General features: G+C 29.6%; 13 protein-coding genes. All 13 read left to right on the top strand.

Annotation, left to right across the window (positions count from 1 at the left end; all coding sequences use genetic code 11):
- The first annotated feature begins 6 nt into the window (after window positions 1-6).
- The 13 genes from H9W90_RS01720 to H9W90_RS01660 all read left to right on the top strand — a co-directional run bounded on the left by H9W90_RS01720 (window position 7) and on the right by H9W90_RS01660 (window position 16,580).
- On the top strand, window positions 7-4,341 hold the full coding sequence (locus tag H9W90_RS01720; protein WP_187482759.1) for a CusA/CzcA family heavy metal efflux RND transporter: 4,335 nt from the start codon (window positions 7-9) through the stop codon (window positions 4,339-4,341).
- 4 nt (window positions 4,342-4,345) lie between these two features.
- Window positions 4,346-5,551 carry an efflux RND transporter periplasmic adaptor subunit gene (locus H9W90_RS01715; RefSeq protein ID WP_187482758.1) on the top strand — a complete coding sequence of 402 codons (1,206 nt, stop codon included), beginning with the start codon at window positions 4,346-4,348 and terminating at the stop codon, window positions 5,549-5,551.
- Between the two features lie 3 nt (window positions 5,552-5,554).
- On the top strand, window positions 5,555-5,971 hold the full coding sequence (locus tag H9W90_RS01710; protein WP_088352994.1) for a Fur family transcriptional regulator: 417 nt from the start codon (window positions 5,555-5,557) through the stop codon (window positions 5,969-5,971).
- Window positions 5,972-6,094: 123 nt separating this feature from the next.
- Window positions 6,095-6,619, top strand: coding sequence for a methyltransferase family protein (locus tag H9W90_RS01705; protein WP_254712516.1), 525 nt, complete (start codon window positions 6,095-6,097; stop codon window positions 6,617-6,619).
- A 29-nt stretch (window positions 6,620-6,648) separates the two neighbouring features.
- A complete protein-coding gene (locus H9W90_RS01700) occupies window positions 6,649-8,607 on the top strand; it encodes a heavy metal translocating P-type ATPase (protein ID WP_187483908.1) in 1,959 nt (652 codons plus the stop codon).
- A gap of 114 nt (window positions 8,608-8,721) precedes the next feature.
- Window positions 8,722-9,567, top strand: a complete 846-nt coding sequence (locus H9W90_RS01695) for an RteC domain-containing protein (protein ID WP_187482756.1) — start codon at window positions 8,722-8,724, stop codon at window positions 9,565-9,567.
- 307 nt (window positions 9,568-9,874) lie between these two features.
- A complete protein-coding gene (locus tag H9W90_RS01690; RefSeq protein ID WP_088352991.1) occupies window positions 9,875-10,153 on the top strand; it encodes a helix-turn-helix domain-containing protein in 279 nt (92 codons plus the stop codon).
- 244 nt (window positions 10,154-10,397) lie between these two features.
- A complete protein-coding gene (locus H9W90_RS01685) occupies window positions 10,398-11,084 on the top strand; it encodes a hypothetical protein (protein WP_187482755.1) in 687 nt (228 codons plus the stop codon).
- A 357-nt stretch (window positions 11,085-11,441) separates the two neighbouring features.
- Window positions 11,442-12,104 (top strand): ATPase, encoded by a 663-nt coding sequence (locus H9W90_RS01680; RefSeq protein WP_187482754.1) that lies wholly within the window; start codon window positions 11,442-11,444, stop codon window positions 12,102-12,104.
- A 51-nt stretch (window positions 12,105-12,155) separates the two neighbouring features.
- Complete coding sequence (locus H9W90_RS01675; protein WP_187482753.1) at window positions 12,156-13,058, top strand: sce7726 family protein; 903 nt, start codon at window positions 12,156-12,158, stop codon at window positions 13,056-13,058.
- Entirely contained in the window at window positions 13,019-13,957 is a 939-nt protein-coding gene (locus H9W90_RS01670) for a sce7725 family protein (protein WP_187482752.1), read from the top strand. Before H9W90_RS01675 ends, H9W90_RS01670 begins: the two co-directional genes overlap by 40 nt.
- Window positions 13,958-13,959: 2 nt before the next feature.
- Window positions 13,960-14,997, top strand: coding sequence for an RES family NAD+ phosphorylase (locus tag H9W90_RS01665; RefSeq protein ID WP_187482751.1), 1,038 nt, complete (start codon window positions 13,960-13,962; stop codon window positions 14,995-14,997).
- A gap of 1,178 nt (window positions 14,998-16,175) precedes the next feature.
- Entirely contained in the window at window positions 16,176-16,580 is a 405-nt protein-coding gene (locus H9W90_RS01660; RefSeq protein ID WP_187482750.1) for a DUF6943 family protein, read from the top strand.
- The last annotated feature ends 3 nt before the right edge of the window (window positions 16,581-16,583 follow it).

Below are 16,583 nucleotides of genomic sequence, written 5' to 3'. Positions count from 1 at the left end.
TTTTCTATGATTAATAAAATCATTGATTTTTCAATCAATAACAAATTTATGATTGGTTTGCTAACGCTTACCATTGTTGGAGCAGGTATTTGGAGTATGACCCAAGTACCAATAGATGCTGTTCCAGACATTACCAATAACCAAGTTCAAGTCATTACACAAGCACCTAATTTAGGAACAGAGGATATTGAACAAATTATAACCTACCCAGTAGAGGTAGCTATGAGTAATTTACCTAATGTTCAGGAAATTCGTTCAATATCTCGTTTTGGTTTATCTGTGGTTACCATAGTTTTTGACGATGATATGGGTACTTATCTACCACGTCAATTAGTCGCTGAAAAACTAAACGACATCAAAGGGCAAATTCCTGCAGGTTTTGGCGAACCTTCAATGGGGCCTATTTCTTCCGGTCTAGGAGAAATCTATCAATATACACTTAAAGTAAAACCAGAATATAAAGACAAATATTCAGTAACTGATTTACGTACTATGCAAGATTGGATAGTACAACGTCAAATGGCAATGGTAGAAGGTGTTGTTGAAGTCAATGCTATTGGTGGAAAAATCAAGCAGTATGAAGTAGCGGTAGATCCAAGCGTATTAAGGTCAATAGGATTAACAATAACAGATGTATTTAATGCACTTGAAGCAAATAATCAAAATACAGGGGGTGCGTATATCGAAAAAAATCATCAAGCTAATTTTATACGTGGAGAAGGATTAGTTCGTAGTTTAGATGATATAAAAAAAACTGTAGTAAAAAACACCAACAACATTCCAATTACTATAGGTGATATTGCTACAGTGCAATTTGGTGCTGCTATTCGATATGGTGCTTTAACTCAAGATGGTGAAGGCGAAGTTGTAGGTGGTTTGGTAATGATGCTGAAAGGGGCAAATTCAAATGATGTTATTGAGAATGTAAAAGTTAGAATGGCTCAAATTGAAAAGTCTTTACCAGAGGGTATTGTTATAGAGGCTTTATTAGATAGAAGCAAATTAATCGCAGAAACCACATCCACTGTAGCAACTAATCTTATTGAGGGTGCGTTAATTGTCATTTTCGTCCTTATCTTTCTATTAGGCAACTGGCGAGGTGGTTTAATCGTTGCATCAACCATTCCTCTATCATTATTATTTGCATTTATTCTTATGAATGTATTTGATGTTTGGGCGAACCTAATGAGTTTAGGTGCCATAGATTTTGGAATAATTGTCGATGGAGCTGTAATTATTGTTGAAAGTACGGTTTTCCTTATAGCCTCTCAAATATTAAAAAAGAAAAAATTAACAGCAAAAGAACGTGATAATGTGGCATCAGATGCTTCCAAAAAAATGATGAATGCTGCATTTTTCGGACAGTTAATTATCTTAATTGTGTTTCTACCAATATTAGCATTACAAGGTATAGAAGGTAAGATGTTCAAGCCAATGGCATTAACTTTTATTTTTGCAATGATTGGTGCAATGGTACTTTGTTTAACGTATGTACCAATGATGTCATCATTAATTTTAAGAGCACCAAAATCAGCAAAAAAATCTTATGGTGATAAATTTGTGCAATGGGTAGAACAAAAATATCAACCTCTTTTAGAAAAAGCCTTAAAAAAGGGAAAAGTAATAATTGGCGTTTCTGTTGTTTTATTCGGTGTTGCAGTTTTTATATTTACAAGAATGGGTGGCGAATTTATACCGCAGCTTGATGAAGGAGATATTGCTTTTCACGCAATATTAAAACCTGGTAGTTCTCTAACAGAAACTATTGAAACGACTACTAAAATTGAAAGAATTGTAAAATCAACATTTCCCGAAGTTGAAAAAATAGTAAGTCGTATTGGTGTTGCCGAAATACCAACAGACCCAATGCCTATGGATATTGCAGATGTATTTGTTATTTTGAAACCAAAAAACGAATGGACTTCTGTAACTTCTAAAGATGAACTCATTGAAAAAATGAAAGAAGCAGTAGAAACAGTCCCAGGTGTAAATTATGAATTCACCCAACCTATCGAAATGCGATTCAATGAATTACTAGAAGGTGTTAGAGAAGATATTGCTATAAAAATTTATGGTGAAGATATAAATGTACTATCTCAAAAAGCAGCCGAAATCACAAAAATCATTGCTGGAACAACTGGTATAGGTGATATGAAAGCGGAAGCTACCACAGGTTTACCACAAATGACAATTACATATAACCGTAACAAGTTAGCGCAATACGGTTTACAAATAAATTCTTTAAATCAAGTTGTTCAATCTGCTTTTGCTGGTGGTATCGCAGGAACCATTTTTGAAGGTGAAAAACGATTCGATTTAGTTGTTCGTTTAACTGCTAAAAACCGTAAAGATATTAAAGATATTCAAAACTTGTTTATCAATTTACCTTCTGGATCACAAATTCCACTCCGCGAAATTGCAGATATAAGTTATAAATCGGGTCCAATGCAAATAAGCAGGGATAATACGAATAGAAGAACCTATGTAGGTATAAATGTTAGAGGTCGAGATGTAAAATCTTTGGTAGCAGAAATAAAATCAAAATTAGATGCTAAACTTGTTTTACCTTCAGGTTATTTCATTCGTTACGGTGGTGCTTTTGAAAATTTAGAGCGTGCTAGTAATAGATTAAAAACTGTTGTTCCACTAGCATTATTACTCATATTTGTGCTTATTTATTTCGCTTTAAAATCGCTACCACAAACATTAATGATTTATATCGCAATTCCTATGGCAACTATTGGTGGTGTCGTAGCATTGTGGTTACGTGATATGCCTTTTAGTATTTCGGCAGGTGTAGGTTTTATTGTTTTGTTTGGTGTTGCAGTTTTAAATGGATTAGTAATGATTAGTGGTCTCAACGAATTAAAAGAGGAAGGCGTAACCAATTTGAAAGATAGAATCATAGAAGGTACAAAACGAAGAATAAGACCTATTATGTTAACTGCTTTTACAGATGTTCTAGGCTTTTTACCTATGGCAATTTCAGCATCTGCTGGTGCAGAAGTACAACGACCTTTAGCAACCGTAGTAATTGGAGGTTTACTAACTTCTACATTATTAACATTGTTTGTTTTACCTATTTTATATCATTGGGTAGAAAACAAATCATTCAAATTGAGAGCTAACAAAAAAATGATTGCAGCAACAGCTATGGTAGCTTTTCTATTTTTGTTACCGTTAAAAGGAATTGCACAAGAAGCTAATAATACTTTGCCAATTATTTCTATGACTGGAGCTGTTAAATTGTCAAAAGAAAACTTTCCGCTGTTAAAACAAAAACAATTAGAAATTAGTAAGCAAGAGCAATTAAAAAGCACAGCCTATGATTTTGGTACAACTCAAATTTTTACAGGTGGCGAAGAAGTAAATAATGGTAATGGTATTTATACGACTATCGGAATTGGTCAAAGCAACATTGATGTGTTTGGTATTTCTGTAAAAAAACATTTGCAAAAACAACGCATTCAATTAGCTCAAAAAGCATTTATACTTTCAGAATTAGATTTAGAATTGGAAGTGAAAAAAGCGTGGGCAAATGCACTACAAAGTAAAAGGAATTATCATTTATACAAAGAGTTAGATTCTATTTTTTCAACTTTTGAAAAAGCGGTAGCATTAAATTATGAAGTAGAAGCTATTTCTAAATTAGAATATTCTGCAGCTAAAACTCAAGTACTAAAGATTAAAAACAAGTTGATGCAATCAAAAAGAGAATATAGGATTGCATTACAACAACTAAATTTATGGCTAATTACTGATACTTTCTATACAGTTCCTAATGATTTTGAAATATCGTCTGAAATTGATGTTGATGCTTTTAACCCAGAAAAACATCCTTTGTATGGTATGGCACAATTACAATTAGCAGAAGCAGAAGCAAATTATAAGGCAGCAAAAGCAGATAATTTACCCAAACTAAATCTACAAGGTGGTTTACAAAAAGTAAATGGAAATTCAGGTTTTTACACATATCAAGCAGGAATTTCAATTCCTTTTTTATCAGGTACAAATAAAGCAAAAGTTAAAACTACAAGAATAGATAAGGAAATTGCAGACACCAACATTCGGTTTAAAAAACAAGAAGTACAATCGAAGTTTAAACAATCAAAAGAGAATTATCAAAAATGGAAAAAAGCTTGGTTCTTCTATAAAATGGAGGTGTTACCTCTAGTAAAAGAACAAAAAACGGGAGCTTTATTTGCTTATAAAGAAGGTGAAATAGATTACACGGGGTTTACACAAATCATAAAAGAAGCTATTCAATCTGAAATAGAAGCACAAGAAGCATTAATAAATTATTTAGAAAGCACATTCCAATTACAATATTTTAAACAATAAGAAAATGAAAAATACACGATATATAATCTTAACATTTCTAACTGTTTCTTTTTTACTTACTGCTTGTGGAAATAAGGAGAATCAAAAGAATGAAGAAGCACATTTACACAGCGATAATATAAAGTCAGAAACCAAAGAAGCTCATAGTGATGAGGAAGAAGTTCTGCTTTCACAAAAGCAATTTGAAACTTTAAAAATGAAAATTGATACAATAGCCTTAAGAAATTTGGTTGGGTATGTAGAAGCTAATGGTACATTAGAAGTACCTCCTCAAAACGAAGCAGCAATAACTTCAGTGGTTGGTGCAAATGTAGTATCTATAAATGTTATTGAAGGAGACAAAGTAAACAAAGGTCAAGTAGTTGCCTATTTATCACATCCTAATATCATAAAAATGCAGACCGATTATTTGAATGCAGTAAACAACAGTAATTTTTTAAAGAAGAACTATCAACGTCAACAAAAATTATATAATGCAGGAGTTGGCTCTGGTGCAAATTTTCAAAAAGCAGAAGCTGAATATGATGCCTCAAAAGCGATGGCAAACGGTTTAGAAGCACAATTAAAACTATTAAACATAAACACCTCATTAGTTAAAAATGGAACAATTGCTCAAAGTATTTCACTACGAAGCCCAATAGAAGGTTATGTTCAAAAGGTTGAAGTGAAAACAGGTCAGTATGTAGAACCACAAACCGAACTTTTTGAAATTGTAAACACACATCACGTTCACGCAGATTTAATGGTATTCGAAAAAGATGTTTATAAAGTAAAGAAAGGTCAAAAAGTAACCTTTAATGTGCAATCAATACAAGATAAAGAACTAACAGCAGAAATTTATTCAGTAAGTAAAACATTTGAAGATAATCCTAAAGCTGTTCACGTTCACGCAGAAATTGAAAACAAAAAAGGAAATTTAATTCCAGGTATGTATATAAAAGGTAAAATTCAAGTCGACAATACAGCATCAAGGGCATTACCAGAAAGTGCTGTCATAAAAGAAGGTGATAAATTTTATGTTTTTTCAGTAAAAAAAGAAAATGATGATTGGAGTTTTAAGCCTGTTGAAGTAATTTTAGGAGCTAAAGATGGTAATTGGCTAGCTGTTCAATTTACTCGAAAATTAGACAAATCCACAAAATTTGCATACAACAATGCATATTATTTAATGGCTGAAATGAAAAAAGGAGACGCAGAACACGAACATTAAACTATGAAAACAATAGAACAACTTTTAGAATCAAAAAAGATAAGGGTTACAGCAATGCGTCTATTAATTTATAAATTCCTTGCAAATAAACAAGTAGCAGTTACATTAAGTGATATAGAAAATGCTTTTGAAAAAGCAGATAGAACTACATTGTATAGAACAGTAAAAACCTTTGAAGAAAAAGCGATTGTACATCAAATAGATGATGGTACAGGTATTACTAAATATGCCTTATGTGAAAACGGATGCAATTGTGAAATTGAAACAGATTTACACTTACATTTTCATTGCAATAATTGTAACGAAACAGTGTGCCTAACAGAACATAAAATACCGCAGATAAAAGTGCCAGATGGTTTTGTTTCAGAAAATGTAAATTTAGTAGTAAAAGGGGTTTGCGATAAATGTAGTGGACAATAATTGCACTTCCATTGCATCTTTTTTTTAAGCATTTTTACCTTTTAATATTTAAATAAAAACGCAATGATGTTATTTATATACTTTCTAATATATTTTTTATTAGTTTTTGTAATTAGGTCAGTTTTGTTAAAGATAAAGACTGGCATCAATCCATTAACTTTTAACAAAACAGATGATGCACACGGTTATAACGGTAAAGTATTTACTGTAATATCTTTATTGGAACTAATTGTTGTAGGTATTTATGCTTTTAAAATTGAATGGTACAAGTATTTACTAATTTTTTGGTATTTAGAAAGTGATACCTTATTTAAAGTAGGTTGGATATTATTAATTATTTCTCTATTTGTAGTTTGGTTTGCTCAATCACAAATGGCTAATTCCTGGAGAATTGGTATTGATGAGAAGAACAAAACAAAATTAGTAACCAAAGGATTTTTTTCAATTTCAAGAAACCCGATTTTTCTCGGAATTATGATGGCAAATATTGGCTTGTTTTTAGTAATTCCAAATGCCTTTACATTATTGATACTCTCTTTATCTACAATAAGCATTAATACGCAAATTAGATTAGAAGAAGAGTTTTTAAAACGAGAATTTGGGAACGTTTATTTAGAGTATGCAAAAAAAGTAAGACGTTGGTTATAAATTTTTCTAATCTAAAGAATTAAAAAATGATAAATAAAAAGAAAGTTAGTTTAAATGACTTAAAACCTGATTCAGAAAAAGAACATAATCACAATGATGGTCACAACCATAATAATCAATCAAATAATTTCAAAGAGTATTTTCCTGCCATAATTAGTTTTACAATGCTAATAATAGGGATAGCTTTAGATTATTTTAAGGTATTATTCTTTAATGATTGGCAACGAATTATTTGGTATGGAGTTGCTTATCTCCCTGTTGGTTTCCCTGTGGTTAAAGCAGGTTGGAAAAACATAAAAAAAGGCGATGTTTTTACTGAGTTTTTCTTAATGTCGATAGCAACAATAGGCGCATTTGTAATTGGCGAATTTCCTGAAGGTGTGGCAGTAATGCTTTTTTATGCAGTTGGAGAACTATTTCAAGCTGCAGCAGTAAATAAAGCCAAGGGTAATATCAAAGCTTTACTCGACGTTCGTCCAAAGGAAGCCTTGGTTTATCGGAATAATGATTATGTTTCTGTTAACCCTGAAGAAGTTGAAATAGGCGAAAAAGTAAAGGTTCGTGTTGGTGAGAAAATTCCTTTAGATGGTATTTTATTATCCGAAAAAGGGTCTTTCAATACAGCAGCTTTAACTGGTGAAAGCAAGCCAGATACGATTTCAAAAGGTGAAAAAGTATTTGCCGGTAGCATTAATATGGATGGTGTAATAGAAATCGAAACTACAAAAGAATTTAAGGATAGTTCAATTTCTCGAATTCTACATATGGTGCAGAACGCAACAGCTCGTAAATCTAAAACAGAATTATTCATTAGAAAATTTGCTCGTATCTACACTCCTATTGTGGTTTATTTGGCTATTGCGATAACATTTTTACCATACTTTTTTGTAGATGATTATGTGTTTAGAGATTGGCTATATCGTGCATTAATATTTTTAGTAATTTCCTGTCCTTGTGCCTTGGTTATTTCTATTCCTTTAGGATACTTTGGTGGTTTGGGAGCAGCTTCAAAAAATGGAATATTGTTTAAAGGCGCTTCATTTTTAGACGCTATGACCAAGATAAATACATTGATAATGGATAAAACTGGTACTGTAACAAAAGGAGTGTTTAAAATTAAAGAAATTAAAGCCATTAATTGGGAAGAAAAAGAGTTTATGAAATACCTAATGGCAATGGAAGAACAATCTACACATCCTATTGCAAAAGCTATTTTAGAATATAAAGCAGATGGTAAAGATTTTCAAGCTTCAGAAGTATCGGAAATTGCAGGTAAAGGATTAAAAGGAAACGTAAATGGCAAACCTGTTTTAGTGGGTAATAAAGCCTTAATGACAACAAATAATATCGAAGTTTTCAAAGAAATTGAGACGATTGTAGAGTCTATTGTTTTAGTGTCAATTGATAACGCTTTTGCAGGTTATGTTGTGATAGCAGATGAACTAAAAGAAGATGCAAAAGAAACAATTACCAATTTACATAAAGTAGGTATTAAAAAAATAATGATGCTTTCTGGGGATAAGGATTCTATTACGCAAAAAGTAGCTGCAGAACTAAATATTGAAAAAGCTAAAGGCGGTTTATTGCCAGAAGATAAATTGAATGAAGTAGAAAAATTAAAACAAAATTCAGAAAATAAGATTGCTTTTATTGGTGATGGAATTAATGATGCGCCTGTTTTGGCTGCAAGTGATGTTGGTATTGCAATGGGTGGTTTAGGTAGCGATGTTGCTATTGAAACAGCAGATGTAATTATTCAAACAGATCAACCTTCAAAAGTGATAAAAGCAATTCAAATTGGTCGTTCTACAAGAAAAATTGTATGGCAAAATATTGGATTAGCATTTGGTGTAAAAGTGATTGTGTTAATTTTAGGAGCTGGTGGATTAGCTACAATGTGGGAAGCCGTTTTTGCAGATGTAGGTGTTGCGTTATTAGCTATTTTAAATGCTGTGAGATTACAGAAAATGAAATGGAATGTGAATTAAAAAATAACTCCATAAATTAAATATTAATGAAATATAAATATGTGCGATAAATAAAGTTATAACTAAAATCATACTAATTTAGATATTAGTATGATTTTTTACAGATGAAAAAAATTGAAAAAGATTGAAAAAATTGTTAAAGAATTAGATTATAATTTAGATTTTTTAGAAAAAGAAACAGAAGGAGTATTAGAAAAAGCAGAAGAAAGTATTAGAATAACAAAAAGAGCATTAGAACAAATAAGAATACTTTTTTTAAGGAAAAAATTAATCCCGAAAAACGAAGAGATTGGTTTTTTCAAAAGCATTAAACCTTATGTTTTTAGTAAACTAATATATTATGTCAAATTATTTAGTATAGAAAGTAAAAGACCAAGAAGTAGTAATAAATCTCAAGTAAAATACTTCAATAATCACATAGATAGGCTTCAAAACTATTTTAATGATAATCTAGAATTTTATCATTATTTCAGAAGAGGAGCCATTTTTTTAGATGAAGAATATTTTATGAGAGGTAAAGCAGATATTAGGCTATTTCCAGACTCATTATCATTTTTTACAGATGATAAATTTTCTACGAGTCACGATACAACTGTGGCTACTATTATGGCATATGATATGTTAATCATCTATCTAAAAAGAGAAATAGATAAACTTGAAAACAATAATAGTATGGAAACCAATTTCAATGCATTTAAAAAGCAGTCAAAACTTTTTTGGACTGGAAATAAAACCGATTTAATAGAGCTTATCTATGCACTTCATAGTTCTGGTTCCATAAATAGTGGTACTGCAGATATTAAAGAAATGGCATCAGCTTGCGAGCAAATGTTTAATATAGACCTTGGTGATTATTATAGGACATTTTTAGAAATTCGTTCACGCAAAATTAATCAAACCAAATTCATAGATAAACTTAAACAATCCTTAGAAAATAAGATGTTAGATTCTGATGAATAAATACCCAAGTTGGGTGTTTTTAAGTGCAAATTATTTACATATAATTTGCACTTTTTTGTTACCAAAAAAAAATAATGAGAATAGCAATCAATGTCAATACAACGTATTAAAAATGTAGATATAAAATTACCCAAGTTGGGTTTTACTTGTGTATAAACTTCAATAAATCATATCATATTTGCCTAACGAAAGTCAAATCGTTGGTTCATACTCACATAATAACAGAAAAATCGTGAACTAAATTAACCCAAAGAAGCTGCTTGATTGTGGGGGCATTCAACAGCTTCTTTACTAAAATTGTTAGAAAATGGCAGCAACTATTATTACTACAGAAGATTTAAGAGAGTTCAAAGAAGAATTATTAGAAGACATTAAAGCAATGATTAACCATCAATCAGGTTTCGCACCTAAAAAATGGTTAAAATCTCCAGAGGTTAGAGACTTGTTAAGTATTTCTCCAGGTACATTACAAAATTTAAGAATCAATGGAACACTCCCCTATTCTAAAGTTGGTGGTGTTATTTATTACGACTACGAAGAAATTCAAAAAGTACTAGAAGAAAATCGCATTCACAACAAGTTCTAAACGTCATTGCGAACAAAGTGAAGCAATCTCATCATAAAAAAAAGGAATATATTATATATAGTCAGAATCTAAATCCGACCTATTTTATTTTTAGTAGAAATTCAATTTTTATGGAACTGGTGAATCCAAAGAGTTTACGGTCTGGATTCGTAAGTGTAATAAAAAGTAGAATTCAAAGAAAATGAAAGTGAGTCTTGATTTTTTGAATACTTTTTGATCAAGCAAAAAAGTATTGATATAAATTATGCAAAACGTAAACTTCATAAAACACCTAAAAGGAGTTTTCTTTCAATTTTCAAAAGACAATCGTTTAAACCCAACACATATAAGCTTGTATGTAGGGTTATTCCAAATCTGGAATAATAATCGATTTCCTGAAGAATTTTATATCAATCGTGAAGAGGTAATGTGCTTTTCTAAAATTGGCTCAAAATCAACATATCATAAATGCATAAAAGATTTAAGTCATTGGAAATATATCATTTACTACCCTTCACACAATCCTTACAAAGGGAGTAAAATTAAGATGTTCAAATTCGAGACAAGTTCTGGACAAGTTGTGGTACACAACAGTACCAAAAATGAGACAAGTACTGGACAAGCACTGGTATCTATTAATAAACATATACAAACTAATAGAAACAATAAAAACAGTATTAAACTTGACCAGCCAAAAAATGAAAAAATAGTAATTGATTTTTTTAAAAAAGAAAAATGGCCAACAATTGAAGCTCTAAAATTCTTCAACCATTACCAAGGAATAGGATGGAAAGTTGGCGGAAAAACAAAAATTGTCAATTGGCAAGCAACAGCAAAAAATTGGATGATAAAAGCAGAAGAAATAAAAAACAAAGAAAACCAAAATCCAGTTAGCCAAAATCAAGACAACCTAAAGACCAGTAAAAATAAAAACTACAATGAACCGCTCTAAATGTCACCTTCTGCGTAGTCGAAAGCTCTTATTAAAACCACCTTCGTATTTACTATTCTGTTTTCTAAGGTTTAGAATCCCTTCCTCTCTGCAAATTGACGATAAAATAAAAAGAAATGAACAACTGTAAATCTAATAAAGCCAAATACAAAATGATTTCATAATGTAAACTCGACATAGGATTTGCAAGCGAGTGTCAATCATTTGAAAAAGTGTAAAAAGAAAATCTGTTTGAGCTTAGCGAGTTATTTTCTTTTAGCTTTTGAAAATTAAATTGACCGCTGAAAATCCAAGTCTTAATCTTTTGTTTCGTTTTGCATCAAGGCAAAATGAAAATAATAAGTATAAAAAGAAAAAATGAAAACAAATACACCTCACATAATCCAGGAAGGCAGCGTCCAATACCAATTAGGCGAACTAAAAGGAAATCAAATAATATACGATTTTCCAAAAATGCTAATCTATTTAGAAGCAAAAGGGAAATTATTATTTGATAAAAATTTCAAAATATATTCAGAAGATGAAGCAATTTTATACAAGTTATGTATTTATTTTATTCGTGATTTTGATGCTTGCAAAAAATTAAATATAGATCCCAATAAAGGAATTTTATTATCTGGTCCAGTAGGATGTGGTAAAACAAGTTTAATGAAACTACTACCCCACATTGTACCTCATCAAATCAAGCATATAGTTGTACCTGCAAGAAATATTACATTTAATTTCAATAAAAGCGGGTTCAAAATTATTGAAGATTATGGTGATAATGGTTTTTATTGTTTTGATGACTTAGGTGTAGAAACTACAGGTCGTCATTTTGGTAAAGATTGCAATGTAATGGGTGAAATCCTTTTATCACGTTACGATTTATTCTTAAAACGCAAAATTCGCACACACACAACTACCAACTTAAATGCACAAGAATTAGAGAGTAGATATGGGATTCGAGTACGTTCAAGAATGCGTGTGTTCTTTAATTTAATTGCTTTTGATAAAGAAAGTTCAGATAAACGAAAATAGTTTTTAAAATCCTTTAGTTTAAATTTTGTAAATTGTTAACTTTGTAAGATAATGCAAGTAGCTAAAAATATAGAAAGTTTAAGGAATTTATCTCAAATTCTATCTCCTGCTAATTTTAAAAAAATAGTAAAGGATAGAAATTATTTTGATACATTTTATCGTATAAACAAACATACTAAAATAACAGATTCTACAACTAACTTTGAAGTTATTAATGCTATTTATAAATCACTTTTGGGTACTTACAAAAATGAATATATTTATAAAAATATTCTTTTAAATCAAAAACTTCTTAAAAAGTATAGCTTAAAAAATTCAATAGCACTATCAGAATTTAAAATTGGTAATTCAATAGCAGACTTTGTTATTTTAAATGGTGAAGCTCGTGTTTATGAAATTAAAACTGAATTAGATGGTTTAGATAAATTAGACAAACAATTAGCAGATTATAAAAAATTTGCAGATAAAATCTATGTAGTTTCAAATTCAAAACATATTCCTAATTTATTAGTTAAATTTCATAACACAGAAATTGGTTTAATTGAATTAACAAAAAGAAACGCGCTTAGAACTATAAAAAAAGCAGAACAAAATTTTTCATTTTCCTACGAAACATTATTCAAAAGTTTAAGAAAAGGTGAATATATTAGTTTACTAAAAAAACATTTTGGAGCAATTCCTAAAGTTCCTAACACGCTAATTTTTAGAGAGTGTTTTAAACTTTCAAAAAAAATAGATATTTTAGAGTTTCAAAAATTAGTTATAAAAGAATTAAAATTTAGAAATATTTCTAACCCAGAATTATTTAATGATGATTTAGTCCCAGATTCATTAAAACATATCTGCTACACTTTAAATTTTTCAAAAAAAGATTTTATTGCGTTAGAAGATTTTCTTTACAAAAAAAGTAAGCTATGTATTTCCCATATGTCAGAGGTAAACAATTTGAATTAATCGCATTACGTGAATTATGTGGTTTCCTTCCAAATTTTTCAACTAAAATATCTCCAGTAATCGAACCAATTAAAGGTTCTTCTACTTTAAAATCTGCGTTAAAAACTTTAGCAGCTAAAAATGTAAATTTTAGTGTTATTATCAATCCTAAAGTAGGTGGTTTAGTAGGAGAAGGAAATAAAATTATAGAACTTCTTAAAGATGTATTGGAACATTACAACAATTATCAAATTGCAATAATTATTGATTCAAAAATAGAAGAGCAAATTCCAGCTTTAATTGAAGGTATAAATAATTTAGACTTAAACTATCAGGGTGTCACATTAATTCATAATTCTGAAATATCTGAAGTTAGTATCGCAGAAATTCAAAATAATATAAATGTTACTTACAATATAATTTACTTTAGTAATACAAGCAGGCGTTATTATAGATTATTTTCTGAAGAAAGTAGAATTTCGTTAGATGATTATTTTAAGGATATGCCAAGAAATGCAGATTATCTTGAAGTTGGTGAAAGTCCTTTTTCAGAAGAATACAGTTTTTATAAAGACGAAGGCTTTTTTGGTTTTTCTGATTTTTTAACAGTTGGCGATAATTATTCAGATTCAGGTTTTTTACCAAGAGCTGTGGCAATGCATTTATCTTATATTAATGCATCAGGCAAAATAATGGTAAAACATTTTGTTTCAGATTCAAATGGTGATGTATCTGATATAGGTGGTAAATTTGCAGAAGCGCTTGAAAAACTTGTTAATTGGTGTATTAGCAACGATATAAATACCCAAGCTGTTGAAGTTTATAAAGACCTTCATAATCGAGGACACTTTCCTGGTTTAGGTACACTAAAAAAATTATCTATAATGCATCATATCGAATTAATTGTAGATAAGATTTAATTATGAATTGTTGTATAAATTGTTTCAATAGTATATACCTAAAAAGTATTATAGATTCTTATAATGAAAAAGGTAAATGTAACTTCTGTAAATCCGATAATGTTTCAATTTATTTAGCAAAAGAATTAGCGGATTATTTTAGAAATATATTTTCTCTATACGAAGTTGACACAAAATCTAAACTTGATATTTCTGCCTGTATTAAAAAAAACTTTAACCTTACAACGGATTTAGTTGTTGATAATAAGTTTCTTTTTAAATCTATTTTTATAGATGAAATCGAAGATTTTAATCATCTATTTGAAAATCAAGTATCATCAAATATTATTCTTCAAGAAGTAACAAAGGTTCACAATATTTGGAATGATTTTAAAAAAGAAATTAAATTTGCAAACCGTTATTTTGCGAGTAATTCTTTAAATTTTGAAATTTTTAAATCGATTATACAAAGTAGTTTAATTAGAGATATTAATATAGATGAAACTTTTTACAGGTCAAGAATTTCTGATAAAATAGGTTTTGATAAAAATAATATGGGTAATCCACCTAAACCAGAATTAGCTACAGCTGGTAGAGCAAATCCTAAAGGAATATCATATTTATATATAGCAAACTCTTTAGAAACTGCTTTATACGAAACAAGAAGTACCATCTTTGATTATGTTACAATTGGTGAGTTTGCAGTAATGAAAGAATTAAAAGTTATTAGTTTTAGAAATATTGAAACAGACCCTATTTATTGGTCTGAAAGAGAGGATATAAAGAGTTACATAGAATATTTACCTTTTATTTATACTTTACAAAAAGAATTGTCTCTTCCAATAAGAAAAAAGGATAAAACATTGGATTATATTCCTACACAATATATCTGTGAATATATTAAATCATTAGGTTTTGATGGTGTAGAATATCAGAGTTCATTATTTGCTGAAGGTTATAATTTAGCAATTTTCAATCCTGATAAATTGGAATGTATTAATACAAAAGTTTATGAAATAGAAAATATAAAACTGCACCATAAATTACTTGATAATAGTTAAATTCCCCACAAACCAAAATCCAGTTTGTTGCAAAAGCAAAAAACCTCTGTCTTTTGGTTTGTTCCGCTCGCCAACGCAAGTTTAGCGTTTTAAAACTCTATAGGAAGTTGCATTTTAGAGCTTGTTCCATTCGCAAACTCATTGCACAACTCTAAAAAGCAACACGCTTTTATTATTTCATAAAACACAAAACTCCCCAAAGCTATCTTTACATAATGCGCAGTTATATACACATTCATTCACTTTCTGGTCTATAACGCCATTATGTAAAATAGCCGCTCTTCCATCTCGCAAATCCTTTATTAATAATAAAATTTAGTTATTTTAACAATATTCCGTAATTGTTGCATTGTTTTTATAAGTGCTTATTTGTAATTTTAAATTAACATTACTAAAACTATTATAATTTCAGTTTATATTACAATTATAAAGCACCCATAAAATCAAAAAAAACCAATAAGATTATTGTTTTTTATTTGCTATAAAATGAAGTTAATATTGGTTTCACTAAAAGCAAATGCAAATAGTGTTTTATTAAAATTACGTATAAAATCTCAACATTAAGTCTTGCAAAAAAAAATATAAAGCATTCACTTTTAACAAAACCAATCAAGGAAATTGGAACAAAACAAATAAAAAACAATACACTTATTCTCGCTTCTGCCCACGCACTAGGTCTTTTAATTTTTTATAATTCCTTACCTCATTCAACTGCACAAAACCATCGCTAAGTCCAAGTATTCCTTATCTCAAGTCTTTGTTTGTTTCATTTCGTTAAGTAATCACAAAAAAAATCCAGATAAAATCTATCATTTTAGATATAATAAAGGATAAAAAGAAAAACAAAAAAAAGACAGCAAAACAAATGGCTCCCTTAATGTTGCAATACTTTCAGCATCTGTTTCATTCAAGAAATAATGTAATTGTATAAAATTTGTCATTTAAAAGCCTCCGCTTTTAGCCTATAAAGGTCAAGCCCTTCGGGTTTTGAAAAAAATCTCCACCAAAAACAACTTAATACTTAAAATTCAACATTCAGTATTTGGTAGTATTTTTTTCAAAAACCTTGATAGTCTATCCTCTCCATTTAGAAACAGCTTTCTTTTTGTTGTTTTCCTTTCCAAAATTTTATGGGCAAAAAAAATAGCAAAAGAATCTAAACCTAAAAATGGATACTTATGCAAATTTTTGAAATCAAAACCCACAAAATTGGACGAACTTACTCAAACCCACATTTTTTTATTTTGAATAAAGGATTAAATTCTGGAAAACCATTAGACAAACCTTGTCCAAACTGCTTTGTAATTTCCACAACTTCTAGAGCAAATAGAGAGTCTTTGTATTACCTGTGTTTATCCTTAAAAGTTGGTCAATACTTTGGGTATTATTTAAAAGGTTCTGTCATTCCATTTATTGGTATTTCAGACGTAAAAAAAGTAATTAATACTGCACTGCTAAACTATGAAGAACAACAATGGCAATTGAAAGTTGAAAAACTCAAAAAAATAACTGCTTTTGAAGAAAACTTACAACAACAATTGTCAACTATTTCAAAACTAAAAATAGCCTTATTAAGATCTTAACAA

Source organism: Polaribacter pectinis (assembly GCF_014352875.1).
Taxonomy (GTDB): domain Bacteria; phylum Bacteroidota; class Bacteroidia; order Flavobacteriales; family Flavobacteriaceae; genus Polaribacter; species Polaribacter pectinis.
This window is presented reverse-complemented; position numbering and strand designations above follow the sequence as displayed.

Excerpts from the sequence above, each read along its gene's own strand:
- H9W90_RS01710 (WP_088352994.1), top strand. The coding sequence starts at position 5,555 with ATGAAAACAATAGAACAACTTTTAGAATCAAAAAAGATAAGGGTTACA.
- H9W90_RS01685 (WP_187482755.1), top strand. The coding sequence starts at position 10,398 with ATGCAAAACGTAAACTTCATAAAACACCTAAAAGGAGTTTTCTTTCAA.
- H9W90_RS01675 (WP_187482753.1), top strand. The coding sequence starts at position 12,156 with ATGCAAGTAGCTAAAAATATAGAAAGTTTAAGGAATTTATCTCAAATT.
- H9W90_RS01660 (WP_187482750.1), top strand. The coding sequence starts at position 16,176 with ATGCAAATTTTTGAAATCAAAACCCACAAAATTGGACGAACTTACTCA.
- H9W90_RS01665 (WP_187482751.1), top strand. The coding sequence starts at position 13,960 with ATGAATTGTTGTATAAATTGTTTCAATAGTATATACCTAAAAAGTATT.
- H9W90_RS01680 (WP_187482754.1), top strand. The coding sequence starts at position 11,442 with ATGAAAACAAATACACCTCACATAATCCAGGAAGGCAGCGTCCAATAC.
- H9W90_RS01720 (WP_187482759.1), top strand. The coding sequence starts at position 7 with ATGATTAATAAAATCATTGATTTTTCAATCAATAACAAATTTATGATT.
- H9W90_RS01690 (WP_088352991.1), top strand. The coding sequence starts at position 9,875 with ATGGCAGCAACTATTATTACTACAGAAGATTTAAGAGAGTTCAAAGAA.
- H9W90_RS01670 (WP_187482752.1), top strand. The coding sequence starts at position 13,019 with ATGTATTTCCCATATGTCAGAGGTAAACAATTTGAATTAATCGCATTA.
- H9W90_RS01715 (WP_187482758.1), top strand. The coding sequence starts at position 4,346 with ATGAAAAATACACGATATATAATCTTAACATTTCTAACTGTTTCTTTT.